Annotated in this window: 12 protein-coding genes; 7 read left to right on the top strand and 5 right to left on the bottom strand. The window is 67.7% G+C overall.

Annotation, left to right across the window (positions count from 1 at the left end):
• Positions 1–3: 3 nt before the first annotated feature.
• Entirely contained in the window at positions 4–1,659 is a 1,656-nt protein-coding gene (locus E8M83_RS02835; protein ID WP_137171878.1) for a VRR-NUC domain-containing protein, read from the bottom strand.
• Positions 1,660–1,765: 106 nt separating this feature from the next.
• Complete coding sequence (locus tag E8M83_RS02830) at positions 1,766–2,434, bottom strand: hypothetical protein (RefSeq protein WP_170976667.1); 669 nt, start codon at positions 2,432–2,434, stop codon at positions 1,766–1,768.
• Between the two features lie 92 nt (positions 2,435–2,526).
• Between E8M83_RS02830 and E8M83_RS02825 the strand changes: the two genes are divergently transcribed.
• The 4 genes from E8M83_RS02825 to E8M83_RS02810 all read left to right on the top strand — a co-directional run bounded on the left by E8M83_RS02825 (position 2,527) and on the right by E8M83_RS02810 (position 8,966).
• Entirely contained in the window at positions 2,527–3,366 is an 840-nt protein-coding gene (locus E8M83_RS02825; protein WP_170976666.1) for a M15 family metallopeptidase, read from the top strand.
• Between the two features lie 122 nt (positions 3,367–3,488).
• Positions 3,489–7,247, top strand: a complete 3,759-nt coding sequence (gene tssM, locus E8M83_RS02820; protein WP_137171875.1) for a type VI secretion system membrane subunit TssM — start codon at positions 3,489–3,491, stop codon at positions 7,245–7,247.
• Positions 7,244–8,194: a type VI secretion system-associated protein TagF gene (gene tagF, locus E8M83_RS02815; protein ID WP_229491396.1), complete on the top strand. Its 951-nt coding sequence runs from the start codon at positions 7,244–7,246 to the stop codon at positions 8,192–8,194. The genes tssM and tagF overlap by 4 nt, the downstream gene beginning before the upstream one ends.
• A gap of 1 nt (position 8,195) precedes the next feature.
• The gene (locus E8M83_RS02810; RefSeq protein WP_137171874.1) at positions 8,196–8,966 is read left to right on the top strand and encodes an OmpA family protein; all 771 of its coding nucleotides are present in this window, start codon (positions 8,196–8,198) and stop codon (positions 8,964–8,966) included.
• A 43-nt stretch (positions 8,967–9,009) separates the two neighbouring features.
• Here E8M83_RS02810 and icmH read toward each other — a convergent pair whose 3' ends face one another.
• The 3 genes from icmH to tssJ are packed head-to-tail and all read right to left on the bottom strand — an operon-like array spanning position 9,010 to position 11,753.
• Complete coding sequence (gene icmH, locus E8M83_RS02805) at positions 9,010–9,774, bottom strand: type IVB secretion system protein IcmH/DotU (protein ID WP_137171873.1); 765 nt, start codon at positions 9,772–9,774, stop codon at positions 9,010–9,012.
• On the bottom strand, positions 9,771–11,135 hold the full coding sequence (tssK, locus tag E8M83_RS02800; protein WP_206077420.1) for a type VI secretion system baseplate subunit TssK: 1,365 nt from the start codon (positions 11,133–11,135) through the stop codon (positions 9,771–9,773). Before tssK ends, icmH begins: the two co-directional genes overlap by 4 nt.
• Positions 11,136–11,162: 27 nt before the next feature.
• Positions 11,163–11,753 carry a type VI secretion system lipoprotein TssJ gene (tssJ, locus tag E8M83_RS02795; protein WP_229491395.1) on the bottom strand — a complete coding sequence of 197 codons (591 nt, stop codon included), beginning with the start codon at positions 11,751–11,753 and terminating at the stop codon, positions 11,163–11,165.
• Between the two features lie 202 nt (positions 11,754–11,955).
• On the opposite strand from tssJ, the gene E8M83_RS02790 reads away from it, so the two are divergent.
• From E8M83_RS02790 to tssC, 3 genes are read left to right on the top strand one after another with little or no spacing between them, the layout of a single operon-like run.
• Entirely contained in the window at positions 11,956–12,537 is a 582-nt protein-coding gene (locus E8M83_RS02790; RefSeq protein WP_137171872.1) for a M48 family metallopeptidase, read from the top strand.
• A 21-nt stretch (positions 12,538–12,558) separates the two neighbouring features.
• The gene (tssB, locus tag E8M83_RS02785; protein WP_137171871.1) at positions 12,559–13,074 is read left to right on the top strand and encodes a type VI secretion system contractile sheath small subunit; all 516 of its coding nucleotides are present in this window, start codon (positions 12,559–12,561) and stop codon (positions 13,072–13,074) included.
• A gap of 1 nt (position 13,075) precedes the next feature.
• On the top strand, positions 13,076–14,566 hold the full coding sequence (tssC, locus tag E8M83_RS02780; protein ID WP_137171870.1) for a type VI secretion system contractile sheath large subunit: 1,491 nt from the start codon (positions 13,076–13,078) through the stop codon (positions 14,564–14,566).
• Positions 14,567–14,573: the final 7 nt, after the last annotated feature.

Raw genomic sequence — 14,573 nt, 5'->3', positions numbered from 1 at the left:
TGCTTATGCCGCCATGTCGGATTCGAGCCACTGCAGGTAGCACACCGATACCGGCATGCCATGCGCGGCGCAGTAGTCGATCCAGCGCAGCTGGTTGTCCTGCAGGCGGTCGCCGGGGCCCTTCACTTCGATCATCAGGTAGCGGCCTTCGCCCGGCCAGAACTGGATCAGGTCGGGAAAGCCGGTGCGGTTTTCCTTGACGTCGGCCAGGATGCGCTCGCACCACCTGCGCAGGTGGGCGGGTGGGATGCAGGCCAGGGCCAGCTCGATGACATCGGGCGTGATGCCATCCCAGTGCACGAACGGCGACTGCAGGCCGGCCTTTTCCCGGTAGTTGCGGCGGATCGTGTCGCGGTAGCTGCCGCTGTCCAGCTCCGCCAGGCAGGCGGTGAATTCCTGTTGCCGGCGCTGGTGGAAGTCGGCGCTGTGCAGGTCGGCCGGGCCGCGGTGGAAGGGGTGGAAGAAGGCGCCCGGAATCGCCGCGAACACGGCGCGCCAGCACAAGAGGCCGAACAGGGAATTGGCCAGCGCGTTCTCGACGTAGAACACGGGCGCTTCATCGCGGTGGAGGTGGCCGCGCACGGCGCCCTCGACCCAGCGCTCGCCGTTTGGCGGCGCCAGGCTCAGCTCGATGCGGTCGACCGCCGTCTTGCCGCGCGCGGCCAGGCGCGGATGGCCCAGGCGGCGCGCCAGTCGTGGCGCGATGCGGGACAGGTGCTGGCGCTCGGCCTCGTTCTCGGGTTCGGCCTGGGCGAGGGTCAGCAGGGCGTGGGCCTGGTCGAAGCGCTCGTGTTTTTCAAGAACCCGGATCGCGCGCGCCCGCGCGCCGGGAAAACGGCAGCGCGCATAGGCGGCGTAGGCGCCATCCCAGTCCTTCAGCTTTTCGTAGTGCTGTCCGATGTGGAACACGAGCTTTTCGCGCCGGCTTTCGAGCCAGTCGTTGTCGAAGGCGTGCAGCGGCAGGTCGCGCATGACATCGTCGACGTCTTCGCCGGCGGCGAAGCGCTCGCGGCAGGCATGCAGCTGCAGGTAGTGGTCGACGTCGGCGCGCCGGCGGAATCCGCGCGAGGCGGGCGAGATATCGACGGTCTCGTAGCGGAACAGGCCCAGGTCGGACAGCACGAAATCGGTCCATCCCTGGTGCAGGTTGCCGAAGAAGACCAGGCGCAGGCGGTCGCACAGCGGCTTGACCAGGATGCGCCAGGCGACATCGGGACAGGCCGGATGCCAGCCGGAAAAGCGCCGCGCCTCGGGAAACACGGCGCGCAGGGCGTCGAGCTGTTCTTCCTTGCGCGCGGTCTTGCGCTGCAACTGCGCGCCGAAGGCGTCGGCGAGTTCGGGCTTGGATAGCAGGTCGAACAATTCGTCAAGCGTGAGCTTGGGGTCGGCCTCGATCCAGCCGGTGCCGAGCAGGTGCCCGGCGGCATCGATCGGGCAGCCGATTTCTGCATACGCCAGTTTGCTGGCGCGGAATAGATTGCCCTTGCGCATGACCATGCGTACGAACAGGGCGCGCGCATTGTGCGGCAGGGCGGGAAAGGCGGCCAGGAAGGCGCGTTCGCCGTCGTCGAGCAGGTCGCCATAGCGGGCGCCGATCCAATCGAGGACGCGCTGGAAGTTATCCAGATAATAAAACTCGTTTTCCAACACCCTGATCATGACCGAAACGCCTACCTGTGCTTATATACAGTATAGCGCTTTCCGGCCCCGGTTGCCCGGCAGTTTGCCCGCGCCGCATCCAGGCGCGGACGTTTTTACAACGGTCCTAGCGAGAAGGACGCACGCGGCAAGACTCGTCGCCGCAGGCGGCGGGCGCTTCGACGTCGTCGGGCGCGGCGTGGCCGTTGGCGTGGTAGATCACGGCCGAGATCAGCGCGACGTCGCTATCGTCAGGCGTCTCGCCGGCGCGCGCGGGGTTGACCGTGCGCGCCGTGCGGGTAGCCTGGCGCGGCGCCGGGCGCGCCGCCTGGGCGCGGGCACGTGCCGGCGGCGCGGCGCGCGGTTCCACACGCCGCGGCGGGGCCGCCTTTGCCACGGGTGGCGTCACCTTGGCCGGATCGACTTGCACCGGAGCCGGTTCGAGCAGCCGCAGCGGGAGAACCGGCGCCGGCGGCGGCGCCACGGCAGCTTCCGGCGCTGCGTCGACGATCAGGGCCGTCTCGAGCGGCGCCGGCGGGGCGCTGGCCGCAGCGGGAGGGGCGTCATCGGAGCGGGCCATCGCGAGCGGCGCCGGGCCGGTGCCGGCCGCCAGCCAGGCCAGGGTCGCCGTCAATCCCAGCGCGACCATGGCCGCCGTCCCATACCAGGCCAGGCGCGGGCCATTGCCGACGCCCTTGCGCCGCGCTGGCTCTCGCTCGAGCTTGGCAAGTATGCTGTCTTCATGGCCGGCGCGGCGCGACGACGACATCAGGTTGGGGCGCAGATGGGCATGCATGCGGTTGTCTTGATTTTCGTCTGATGGACGCACGACATTACTCCTAAGATTGGCTTCTCCTGTTCTGATTAGAAACAATCCTGGGGAGTCCGATGCTGATCTTTATCGCCCTTCTGTACGTTTGTCTTGCATCCGGCCTGGCTTGGCTTGTTCTTTTTCCAAGCGGACGCGCATTGGTGTCGCGCGGCGTCCATGCCGTGCGCGGCCTGGCCGACCGTGCCGGCGCCTGGCGCCACGCCCGGACGCGCGCTGCCGAAGCCATGCGCGACAGCGTGGCGTTGTCGCTCCGCGAGCGGGTGGTGCAAGGCCTGCGCCGCCACCGGGTGCTGCTGGCGATCGGCGCGCCGGCGGTGCTGATCCCGTCGCTGCTGGCGCTGGCCCTGAGCAATCCATCGATGCTGCCGGTGTACGAGGGCAGTGCCGCCTTGCCCGACGAGCAGGTGGCGGCGCTATTGGCTGGCGAGCAACTGGTGCCGCCGGTGGCGCTGCCGCCCGGCGCATTCACCACGGCGGAGGTCGAACTGGTGCGGCCGATGCTGGTCAATGCCAGCCGTAACTGGGGCTTGCTGCATCCCGATTTCAGCCAGCGCCTGCTGCTGGCGTTCAAGATCATGAAGGAACAGCACGGCTACGAGATGGCGCTGCTCGAAGGCTATCGCAGCCCGGCGCGCCAGGACGAGCTGGCGGCGGCCGGCGGCCACGTCACCAATGCGCGCGCCTTCCAGAGCTGGCACCAGTATGGGTTGGCGGCCGATTGCGCCTTCTTGCGCGACGGCAAGCTAGTGATTTCGGAGAAAGATCCCTGGGCCATGCGCGGCTATGAGCTGTACGGCCAGGTGGCCGAATCGCTGGGCCTGACCTGGGGCGGGCGCTGGAAGATGATGGATTTCGGCCATATCGAATTGCGGATGCGCGGCGTGATGCAGCGCTGAAGAGCCGATCACGTCATTGTTGCGCAGTTTTTCGGATTTTGGCCGCATTGCGCAGAGTCAAGCAGCGTGCCGTTTGCCCGTGCGACCATTTCCTGTGAGCTTTTTCTACAAGAGACCCCGCCATGGCCCGACTCTGGAAATTCCTGACCGATAGCCGCGTGCTGGCCGCGATCGGTCTCGCCGCGCTGGCGGCCATCCTGGTAATCGGCGCCGGCCTGCTCGGCGTCGGCATCGTGTGGGCCGCGATCGGCGGCCTGGCCTTGCTGGCCTGCTGGGGCATCTGGTGGATGGTGCGGCGCGCCTGGCGTGCGCGCAAGGCGCGCAAGCTGGCCACCGCCATCGCCACCGTCGGCGCCAGGGACGAGGGCGGCAAGGACGCTGGGGGTAAGGAAGATATTGCGGTGTTGCGCAAACACCTGCTGGAGGCGGTCGGCACCATCAAGAGCTCCAAGCTGGGCCTGATGCGCGGCGCGGCGGCCTTGTACGAGCTGCCCTGGTATATGATCATCGGGAACCCGGCGGCCGGCAAGAGCAGCGCCATCGTGCGTTCGGGCCTGACGTTCCCGATCCCCGGCAACAAGGCCTTGCAGGGCGTGGGCGGCACCCGCAACTGCGACTGGTTCTTTACCACCGACGGCATCCTGCTCGACACCGCCGGGCGCTATTCGATGCAGGATGACGACCGCGCCGAGTGGTTCGGCTTCCTCGACCTGCTCAAGCGGCACCGCCAGCGCGCGCCGATCAACGGCATCCTGATCGCCGTCAGCGTGGCCGAGCTGGTGGCCGGCCCGGCCACCGCCTCGCACGAACTGGCAAAGAACCTGCGCACCCGGGTGCAGGAACTGACTGAGCGCCTGGGCGTGCATGCGCCGGTCTACGTCATCTTTACCAAGGCCGACCTGGTGGCCGGCTTCCTCGACTTTTTCCACGACAGCGAGCAGGCCGAGCGCGAGCGCATCTGGGGCGCGACGCTGCGCTACAACCGGCGCAGCGCGCCGCAGGACGTGCTGGCCTTCTTCGACGAACACTTCGACGAGCTGGTCGACGGCCTGAAGGAAATGAGCCTGGCCGGCATGGGCGCCAACCGCAGCACGGCGATGCGTTCCGGCGTGTTCACCTTCCCGCTGGAGTTCGCCGCGATCCGCACCCCGCTGCGGGCCTTTCTTGCCACTCTGTTCGAAGAAAACACCTACCAGTTCAAGCCCGTGTTCCGCGGCTTTTATTTCACCAGCGCGCTGCAGGAAGGCAGCGTGCAAGACCTGTCGAGCCGGCGCGTGGCCAGCCGCTTCGACCTGGCGCTGCAAGAGAAGAAGGGTGGTGAGGCCGAGCAGGCCGGCGCGCAGTCGGGATACTTTCTGCTCGAGCTGTTCCGCAAGGTGATCTTCGCCGACCGCGATCTGGTCAAGCGCTACACGAATCCCGCGGCGGCGCGCTGGAAGCTGGGCGCCTTCTTCGCCGCCACCATCCTGCTCGGATGCGCGATGGGCGGCTGGTCGTGGTCGTATATGGGCAACCGCCAACTGGTCGCCAATGTGCAGTCGGACCTCGACAAGGTCAAGAAACTGCAGCTAGGGCGCATCGACCTGCAGTCGCGCCTGGAGGCGCTCGACATCCTGCAAGATCGCATCGAGCAGCTCGAGCGCTATGCCGACGACAAGCCGTGGGCGCTGGGCTTCGGCCTGTACCAGGGCGAGGTCCTGGCGCGCAAACTGCGCGACGAATACTTCGCCGGGGTACGCGCGGTGATGGTGGAACCGGTCACCGGCGCGCTGGAGACCATGCTGGCGGAGGTGAACAATAACGCGGCCGGCCTCGATCCATCGAGCCAGGTGGCCACCCCGGCCGCGAAACCGGGCCAGCCCTACCAGCATGCGTCGCCCACCAATGTCGGCGATGCCTATAACGCGCTTAAGACCTATCTGATGCTGGGCAATAAGGCGCATGCCGAGCCGGGCCACCTGAACGACCAGCTGACCCGCTACTGGCGCGGCTGGCTGGAAGCGAACCGCGGCAGCATGCCGCGCGAGCAGATGATTCGCAGCGCCGAGCGCCTGATGACCTTCCACCTGGCCCATATCAACGATCCGGCCTGGCCGCAGGTCGCCACCAAGCTGGGGCTGCTCGACACCACGCGCGAACACCTGCGGCGGGTGGTGCGCGGCACGCCGGCGCGCGAGCGCGTGTTTGCCGACATCAAGACCCGCGCCGCCACGCGCTTCCCGGCGGTCACGGTGGCGCGCATCGTCGGCGAGCAGGATGCGGCGCTGGTGGCCGGCAGCCACGCCGTCAGCGGCGCCTTCACCCGCGCGGCCTGGGACAAGTTCGTGCTCGGCGCGATCCGCGATGCGTCCAACAAGGAGCTGAACACGGTCGATTGGGTGCTCAAGACCACGGCGCGCGACGATCTGACCCTGGAAGGCAGCCCGGAGCAGATCCAGAAGGCGCTGATCGATCTGTATAAAGCCGACTACGCGCGCGAGTGGACCAGGTTCGTGCAGGGCGTGGCGATCGCCGACCTGCGCGGCTTCGACGCCAGCGTGCAGGCCATGAACCGCCTGGGCGACCCGCAGGCCTCGCCAATCGCCAAGCTGCTGCGCACGATCTACGAAGAGACGGCCTGGGACAATCCGGGCGGGCTGCGTGCGCCGGTCGGCAAGACCGAGCGCGGCGTGATCGAGTGGGTCAAGCAGGTGATCCTGCGCCGTGCGCCGTCTGACGCGCGCACCCTGGCCGACACGGTCGACCCAAGCCAGCTGCTGGCCCAGCAACAACAGGGCGCTGGCCCGATCGGCCGCGAATTCGCCGGCGTGGCGCGCCTGGTCGGCGCCAGGGAAAAGGAAGCGTCGCTGATGACCGGCTACCTCGACGCCCTGTCGCGCCTGCGCACGCGCTTGAACGCGCTGAAGAACCAGGGCGATCCCGGCCCTGGCGCCAAGCAGTTCATGCAGCAGACGCTGGAAGGCAGCGGCTCCGAGCTGGCCGACGCGCTGCGCTACGTCGACGAGCAGATGCTGACCGGGATGAGCGACAGCCAGAAAGGGGCGCTGCGTCCGTTGCTGGTGCGCCCGCTGACCCAGACCTTCGCCATGATCGTGCTGCCGTCCGAGGCCGAGATCAACAAGACCTGGCAGGCGCAGGTGGTCGAGCCGTTTTCCCGCACGCTGGCGACCAAGTACCCGTTCACCCAGGATTCCAGCGTCGAAGCCACGCCGGGCGAGATCGGCCAGGTGTTCGGTCCGGAAGGCGCGGTGGCCAGGTTCGTCAATACCTCGATGGGACCGCTGGTGGTGCGGCGCGGCGACGTGCTGGCGGCGCGCACCTGGGCCGACATCGGCATCTCGCTGGCGCCGCAGGCGGTGGCCGCCTTCCCGGGCTGGGTGGCGCCGCTGTCGAACAATGGCGTGGCCGCCAGCGGCGCGGCCCAGACGGTGTTCCAGGTGCTGCCCCTGAGCGCGCCCGGCACGCTCGAATACACGCTCGAGATCGACGGCCAGCAGCTGCGCTACCGGAACACGCCGCCCACCTGGAGCAATATGGTCCATCCGGGGCCGCAAGGCGTCTCAGGGGCAAGGGTCTCGGCGGTGACCTTCGACGGCCGCACGGTCGAACTGTTCAACCAGCCCGGCCAGTTCGGCCTGCAGCGCCTGTTCGAGGCGGCGCAGCGCAAGCGCAAGGATGGCGGCGTGTTCGAGCTGCGCTGGTCGGCGCAGAACGTGTCGGTGGCGGTCGACCTGAAGATCGTCAGCAGCCCGCAATCGACGGGCGGGGCCCAAGGCCAGGCCCAGGGCTTCCGCGGCCTGCGCCTGCCGCCGGCCATCGTCGGCCGCCACGAGCCAGCCCAAGGCGGGGCGCCGGCGCTGGCCAGCGCGGGAGCGCAATGATGCGCGCGGACCGCATCGGCTACTTCGGCAAGGTGCCGGCCCGCGCCGACTTCGTCAAGCTGGCCCACGACCCGGCCGCGATCGGCATGCTCGACGCCTGGCTGGCCCAGGTGATGACGCTGCTGCCGTCGGACGCGCGCTGGCGCTTTCATTACGACGCGATGGCGCCGGTCAGCTTTGCCCTGGTCGGGCCGGCGCGCCATCACGCGGTGGCCGGCCACCTGCTGGCCAGCCACGACCAGTCGGGGCGGCGTTTTCCCTTCCTTGCCACCCGCACGCTGGCGGTGAACGATCCGGCGGCCTTCGTCGCCCGCTGTCCGCTGGCTTTTGCGCCGCTATGGGTGTTTTTGGAAGAGATCTGCCCCAAGGTGCTGGGCGAGGGCGATCCGGCGGCCTACCTGCAGGCGATCGCCGACAGCGCCATCGGGCTGGGAGACGAAGGGGGGCTGGCGCGCTGGATGGAGCAGGGTACGATCGCGTCGCTCGATTCCTTGCTCGATCGCTGTGGCGCGGCGCGCCTGGTACTGGCGCTGGGCTTGCTGCTGCAGCCGGTGATGCACAGCCAGCCGACCGAGCTGCACAAAAGCCTGGTGCTGCCGCTGCCGCAGGATGCGTCGGCGCGCTTTTCCGTCGCCGGCTTCTGGCTCGAATTGATCGCGCCTTTCTTGCGCCGCGCGCAGTTCGACCTGGCGCTGTTCATCACGCGCCAGGAAGAGAAACCGGTGCTGGTGGTGGGTTTTTGCGCGGCGCTGGCCGAGACCCTGCGCGCGGTGATCGATCCGCTGGTCGGCGCCGAGCTCCATGTGCGCTTGCTGGACACGGCCTGGATCGACGAACAGCTGCAGTTCGACGCCGACGTGCGCCAGCTGTCGAGCCACCTGGCCCAGCCCGACCTGCCGTTGTCGCTGGCGCGCGACCTGTTCATGAAGACCTTCATTGGAGCCTGACGTGAAACCTCGCATCCTTTGCCTGTTGCTCGGGCTGGCCGCCGGCTTTCCGGCGGCAGCGCAGACGCCACCCGCCACCGAGGCCCCGGTCATGGTCAGCGGCATGGTCGCCGACGAAGCCACCAAGGCCGCTCTGCTCGAGCGACTGCGCGCCGTCTATGGCGCGCCGCGGGTGGTCGACCAGCTGTCGGTCGGCACCGTGTCGACGCCGGCCAACTGGAACAACTACGTCGGCAGCCTGATCGGACCCAACCTGCGGCTGGTGAAGGGCGGCCAGCTGAAAGTCGAGGGCAATAGTGTCAGCCTGCGGGGCGACGTGGCCAGCGAGGCCCAGCGCCAGCAGATCGCCGGCGAGATCGCGGCCAGGCTCAATCCGACCTATACGGTCAACAACGGCCTGCGGGTGACCGTGTCCCAGCAAAGCGTGCTGGACGCGGCGCTGGCCGACCGCATCATCGAATTCGAGTCGGGCAAGGCCACACTCACCCCGGCCGGCACCGAGGTGCTGGACGGGATGACGGCGGCGCTCAAGAAGCTCGATGGCGTCAAGGTCGAGGTGATCGGCCACACCGACGACGCCGGCTCGCGCGCCGGCAACCTGTCGCTGAGCCAGGCGCGCGCCGAGGCGGTCAAGTCCTATGTGGTGGGCCAGGGCATTGCGGAAGAATCGATCGCGGTGTCGGGCGAGGGCCCGGACCGGCCGGTGGCCGACAACCGCACGCCGGAAGGCAAGGCCCGCAACCGGCGGATCGAGTTCAAGGTGATCCAGTAGGGCATCGCGCCCCGGGCCATGTCGGCCCGGGACTCTCCCATCTCTATGGCAGCGTGATGGTCACATGTGCCGCCTTCGGCGGCAGCTTGACCAGGTCGTTGTAGTGCGCCAGCGCGACTTCGGATTCGTTGCCCAGCACGGTCCGGAAGCCCAGGTAGGCGCCCATCCCCGCCAGCGTGAACACCGCCGCCAGCACCCACAGCGAGAGGTCGCTCCGCAAGCGGTTGACCACCTGGTCGGGCCGCTCGGCGTGCGGCGCGAAGCCGCGCGTGCGGCCGCGCATGCGCGCGATCTCGTCGCCGAGGCGCGCCACCAGGTAGTCCAGCTTGTCCTTGCCGTCCAGCGCGTAGCGGCCCTGGAAACCCAACAGCAGGCACATATGGAAGACCTCGAGCGCTTCGACCTGCTGCGCCCCCTTCGCGCGCAAGTCTTCCAGCCGGTGGAAGAAGTGCTCGCCGGCCAGCTGGTCGCCGAACACGCGCAGCTGCAACGGCCGGGTTTCCCAGGCTTCGCGCACCTCGTACGACGAGCGCAGGATGATCTCGTCCACCGCCGAGCAGTAGGCATACTTGGCCGCCGTCACGTCCTCGGCCGCGATGCCGAGCGCCTTGGCGCTGCGGTCGACGTCGGCCAGGAAGGCCGTCATATTGTCGGCGAAGGCGCCCTTGTCCTGCGGACCGCAGCCGTTCTTGAGCAGGAACAGCGCATGGAATCCTTCGTACATGATGTCCACCAGCCGCTGGCGGCGGTTGGCGAGTTTTCCATCCTCGCCTCGTCGCGCGGCGCGGCGCTCGACGAAGGCGCTCATGCCGACACCGCGATCAGTTCGAGGCGCAGTTCGCGCACGCCATTCGGCACGTAGACCGAGATCGACTGGGCCTTGAGCATCGCCTCGTACAGCGCGCCACGGTTCTCGAGCACGAAGTAATAGGTATCGGGCCGCACCGGAATCGCGCTCGGCACCTGCGGCGCGTGCACCAGCTTCACGCCGGGCAGCGCCGACAGCACGAACTTGTCGACGTCTTCGGGGGCGCCGACCTTGAACTGCAGCGGCACCGCCTCGACCAGGCGCAGCGCCGGCATGTCGGCCGCCACCGCCAGATACAGGGTGGTCTGGCCATTGATGCGGCCAGAGTCGAGCGCGCCGAGGTAGTAGGACGGGCGGTCCTTGTGCAGGGCGATGGTGAAGTAGCGGGATGAGATCACGGTGTCCAGGAGGTCGCGGATGATGCCGTCCAGCCGCGCGAACTGCGGGCCGGGATCGGCGTGGACATAGGAGGGCAGGTCTTCGAGCCGGTAGCTGCGCGAATAGGTCATCAGGCCGCCGGCCAGTTCGAGCATCGCGCCGTACAGGCGCTCGGGGTGCAGCTCGCGGTGGTGCAGGTAGTGGGCCAGCGCCGCGTAGCCGGCGCTGGCCGTGTGCAGCAGCCAGAACGACGAGACGTCGCCGCCGCGGATCTCGACCACGTTGCGGCTCGGCTCGCGCAGGTCGCCGTACAGTGCGCCGACCTTGGCCAGCAGCTTTTCCATCAGCCGCGCCAGGCCGACATACAGGCCGGCGCCGGGGCTGCCGACCGCGTCGATCGACATGCTGGGCGGGATGAAGCCGGGATCTAGCTCGAAGCCGCCGGTGGCCACGCGGCGCAGGCGCAGCAGCGGAAAGCTCTCGTACGCCTCGAGCGGCTCGCTGTCGGCCACCAGGCGCAGCGCCTTGCGCAGGTAGGTTACCGGGGCGTCGGCGGCCTGGGTGTACAGGTCCTGGGTCTCGCGCTCATGGCGCCCGAAGCGCACGTCGATGGTCTCGAGGCTGTCGAGGCCATTGGCGCAGTTGTCGCCATGCGTGCGCAGCGCCGGCAGGGCGGCGTGGTAGGTGACGGTCTGCAGCGCCGGCGGCAGGTCGCCCAGGCGCACCTGCGGCGGCAGCACGTCATCGCCCGGCGCGCGCACCACCTCGCCGTCCGGGAACAGCAGCGACAGCTCGTCGATGCGCAGGATGTCGCTGCGCAGCGCGTCGAGGTCGACCGCCAGCTTGCGCACGCCCCAGCAATACGGGTGCATGGCGCAGGCGGTCTGGTTCAGGCGCGCCTCGTGGTAGCGGTCCTGTTGCTGGAAATGCTGGGGCCGCAAGAACAATCCCTCGCCCCATAAGACCTTGGATGGCATGCTCACATTGCCTCCTCGACGTTTCTGAAAGAATCAGCTTGCAGGAAAGTTACGAACGACTATTGACAGCGCACAGAGGCCAGCGCTGCCGTTGCTTCCACCCTTGCAGATCCGACGCTCATCGCGCAGGCCGATGCTCAGGCCATCCTTTTCGGCGTCCAGGCTGCTTACCGACGTGCGCCAGCGTCCCGCGGCCGGGGTGTGGTACAGGGCCACGATGCCCAGGTGGCCGGCTTCGCGCGCCACTTTCTCGGTGATCTCATAGCGCTGGCCCGGCACCAGCATGATTTCGCGCACCTCGACCAGGTCGGCGCCCAGGCTTTCGCGTTCCAGCCGCGGATCGAGGAAGGTGGCGTAGGGCGCGCCTTCGAAGGCATCCTTCTGGCGCAGCTTGTACAGGCGCACGGCGAGGGCCAGCGGCTGGCCGCTGGCGTTCACGTTCAGGCGCGTGGCGGCATGCAGCTTGAGTGGCACATTGCGTGGGGGTTTTTGTGATTCGGGCAGTTCGGCCGGCTTGCGCAAGCCGGCCGCTTCCAGGGCCGCGCTGGCCAGTGGCGCCAGCGCCGCGCCGCCGCAGCCTGCCAGCAACGCCGCCAGTGCACCTGCCACGACTCGGTAAGACATCCTCATCGCCGTTCTCCTCGCAATTGTTCTATCGCATCAGCGTTGGATTGAACCCCATCCGCGACGAGGCGCGCTGAGCGGGCGCAAACGCAAGCGACATCCAACGGTCTCCGGCTGAACTCGCTTTTCATTGACAGTGCACAACTTCTCGGCAAGCGCGATGCGAATAATGGGGGCTTGTCCACCCACTGGAGAGCCGAGCATGTTCCGCAAACGCCTGTTACCCCTGCTGGTCGGAGTCGCCGCCCTGGCCGGGTGCGCCACCGATGGCACGAACGCGAGCGCCAAGCGCGCCGCCGTGTCCGAGAATATCTACGCCGAAGCCGATGCCGCGCTCGCGGCCGGGCAAAGCGAAAAAGCCGTGACCCTGCTCAAGGACGCGAGCAGAGCGCACCCGGTGGACAAGAAGCCCTGGGTACGCATGGCCCAGATCCGCTTCGACGCCACCCAGTACGGCGACGCCATCAGCAGCGCCCAGGAAGCGCTGGCGCGCGATCCCGACGATACGCTGGCCTACAGCATCCTGGCGGTGAGCGGCCTGCGCGTGGCCAGCAAGGCGCTGGCCGACCTGACCCGCAAGAACAATCTGCAAGGGTCGGTGCGCAGCGAAGCGCAAGACCTGGCCAAGCTGCTGCGCACCAGCCTGGGCGAAGAGGTGCTGGTCAATGCGCGTCCCGCCACGCGGCCGGCGGCGGCGACCCGCCGCACCCCGAGCCAGAGCGCGGTGGCGGCGCCGGCACGGCCGGCGGCCAGCAGCGCCAGTCCTTTCGACGTACTGAAGTAATCCACCCTTAACGGAGTCGCCATGGCCAAGAGTGAAAGCGTACAAAAACGCTTGCAGAAGGTGCGCGCGCCGCGCGTGCAGATGACCTATGACGTCGAGATCGGCGATGCGATCGAGAACAAGGAACTGCCCTTCGTGGTCGGCGTGGTCGGCGACTTCGGCGCCGATCCGACGGCCGAGAAGAAGCGCCTGAAAGACCGCAAGTTCGTCAACGTCGATGCCGGCAATTTCGACGAGGTGCTGGGCGCCGTCGCGCCGAGCGTCGCCTTCAAGGTCGACAACCACCTGTCGCCTGAAGGCGGCCAGTTCGGGGTGCAGCTGCAATTTCGCGAGATGGACGACTTCCGGCCCGAATCGGTGGTGCGCCAGGTGGCACCGCTGGCCGGCCTGCTGGAAGCGCGCACCAAGCTGGCCGACCTGCGCAACAAGCTGGCCGGCAACGACAAGCTCGAGGACATCCTGACCGAGGTGCTGGGCAATACCGAAAAGCTCGACAGCCTGCGCAAAGCACGCGGCGACAACGAAAGGGAGGAGTGAGATGGCGGCGGTACTCGAAACCACCAAGGCCGCGGCGGCCGTTCCCGAGCTCGATGCTTCGCTGCTCGACCAGATCGTCGAGGAAAGCCGCGTGGCCGCCTCGAGCAGCGAGCACGAACGCGCGCGCGACCTGATCTCGGAACTGGTGACCCAGGTGATGCAGGGGACGATGGTGATCTCGTCCAACCTGTCGGCCACCATCGATGCGCGCCTGGCGGAACTGGACCGGATGATCTCCGATCAGCTCTCGGCCGTGATGCATGCTCCCGAGTTCCAGAAGCTCGAGCGCAGCTGGACTGGCCTGAATTACCTGGTGAAGAACAGCACCACGGGCGCCAACCTGCAGATCCGCATGCTCAATGCCAGCAAGCGCGAACTGGTCAAGGACTTCCAGTCGGCCATGGAGTTCGACCAGAGCACGATGTTCAAGAAGATCTACGAAGAAGAATTCGGCACCTTCGGCGGTGCGCCCTACGGCACCCTGATCGGCGACTTCGAGATCTCGCGCCAGCCAGAAGACATCTATTTCCTTGAGCAGATGTCGCACGTGGCCGCCGCCAGCCATGCGCCCTTCATCACGTCGAGCAGCCCGGAGCTGTTCGGGGTCGAGGGCTTCGGCGACCTGGGCAAGCCGCGCGACCTGGCCAAGGTATTCGACACCGTCGAATACGCCAAGTGGAAGGCATTCAGGGAGTCCGAGGATTCGCGCTACGTTGGCCTCTGCCTGCCGCGCTTCTTGGGCCGCCTGCCTTACCACCCGGCCGACGGCATGACGACCGAGGGCTTCAACTACGTCGAGGACGTGGACGGCAGCGACCATTCCAAATACCTGTGGTGTAACGCGGCCTATGCCTTCGGCGCGCGCCTGACGCGCGCCTTCGAGGACTACGGCTGGTGTGCGGCGATCCGCGGCGTCGAGGGCGGCGGCCTGGTCGAGAACCTGCCGACCCACACCTTCAAGACCGACGAAGGCGAGGTGGCGCTGAAATGCCCGACCGAGGTCGCGATCACCGACCGCCGCGAGAAGGAGCTGTCCGATCTTGGTTTCATCTCGCTGGTCCACTGCAAGAACACCTCGTACGCGGCCTTCTTCGGGGCCCAGTCGGCCCAGAAGGCGCGCAAGTACAACAACGAGGCGGCCAACGCCAACGCCGTGCTGTCGTCGCAGCTGCAGTACATCTTCGCCGTCTCGCGCATCGCCCACTACATGAAGTCGATGATGCGCGACAAGATCGGCAGCTTCGCCGCCGCCTCCAATGTCGAGGATTACCTGAACCGCTGGCTGACCCAGTACGTCCTGCTCGACGATAACGCGAGCCAGGACCAGAAGGCGCAGTTCCCGCTGCGCGAAGCCAGCGTGCAGGTGTCCGAGGTGCCGGGCCGGCCCGGCGTGTACCGCGCCGTGTCCTTCCTGCGGCCGCATTTCCAGCTCGATGAACTCTCTGTTTCGCTCCGTTTGGTCGCGGAGCTTCCGCAGTCGACCAAAAGCTAGACCACTT

Origin of the sequence: Massilia sp. HP4 (assembly GCF_005222695.1) — a bacterium.
GTDB lineage: Bacteria > Pseudomonadota > Gammaproteobacteria > Burkholderiales > Burkholderiaceae_D > Telluria.
Note: the sequence above shows the minus strand (reverse complement) of the source record. Positions and strands in the feature narration are given on the sequence as shown.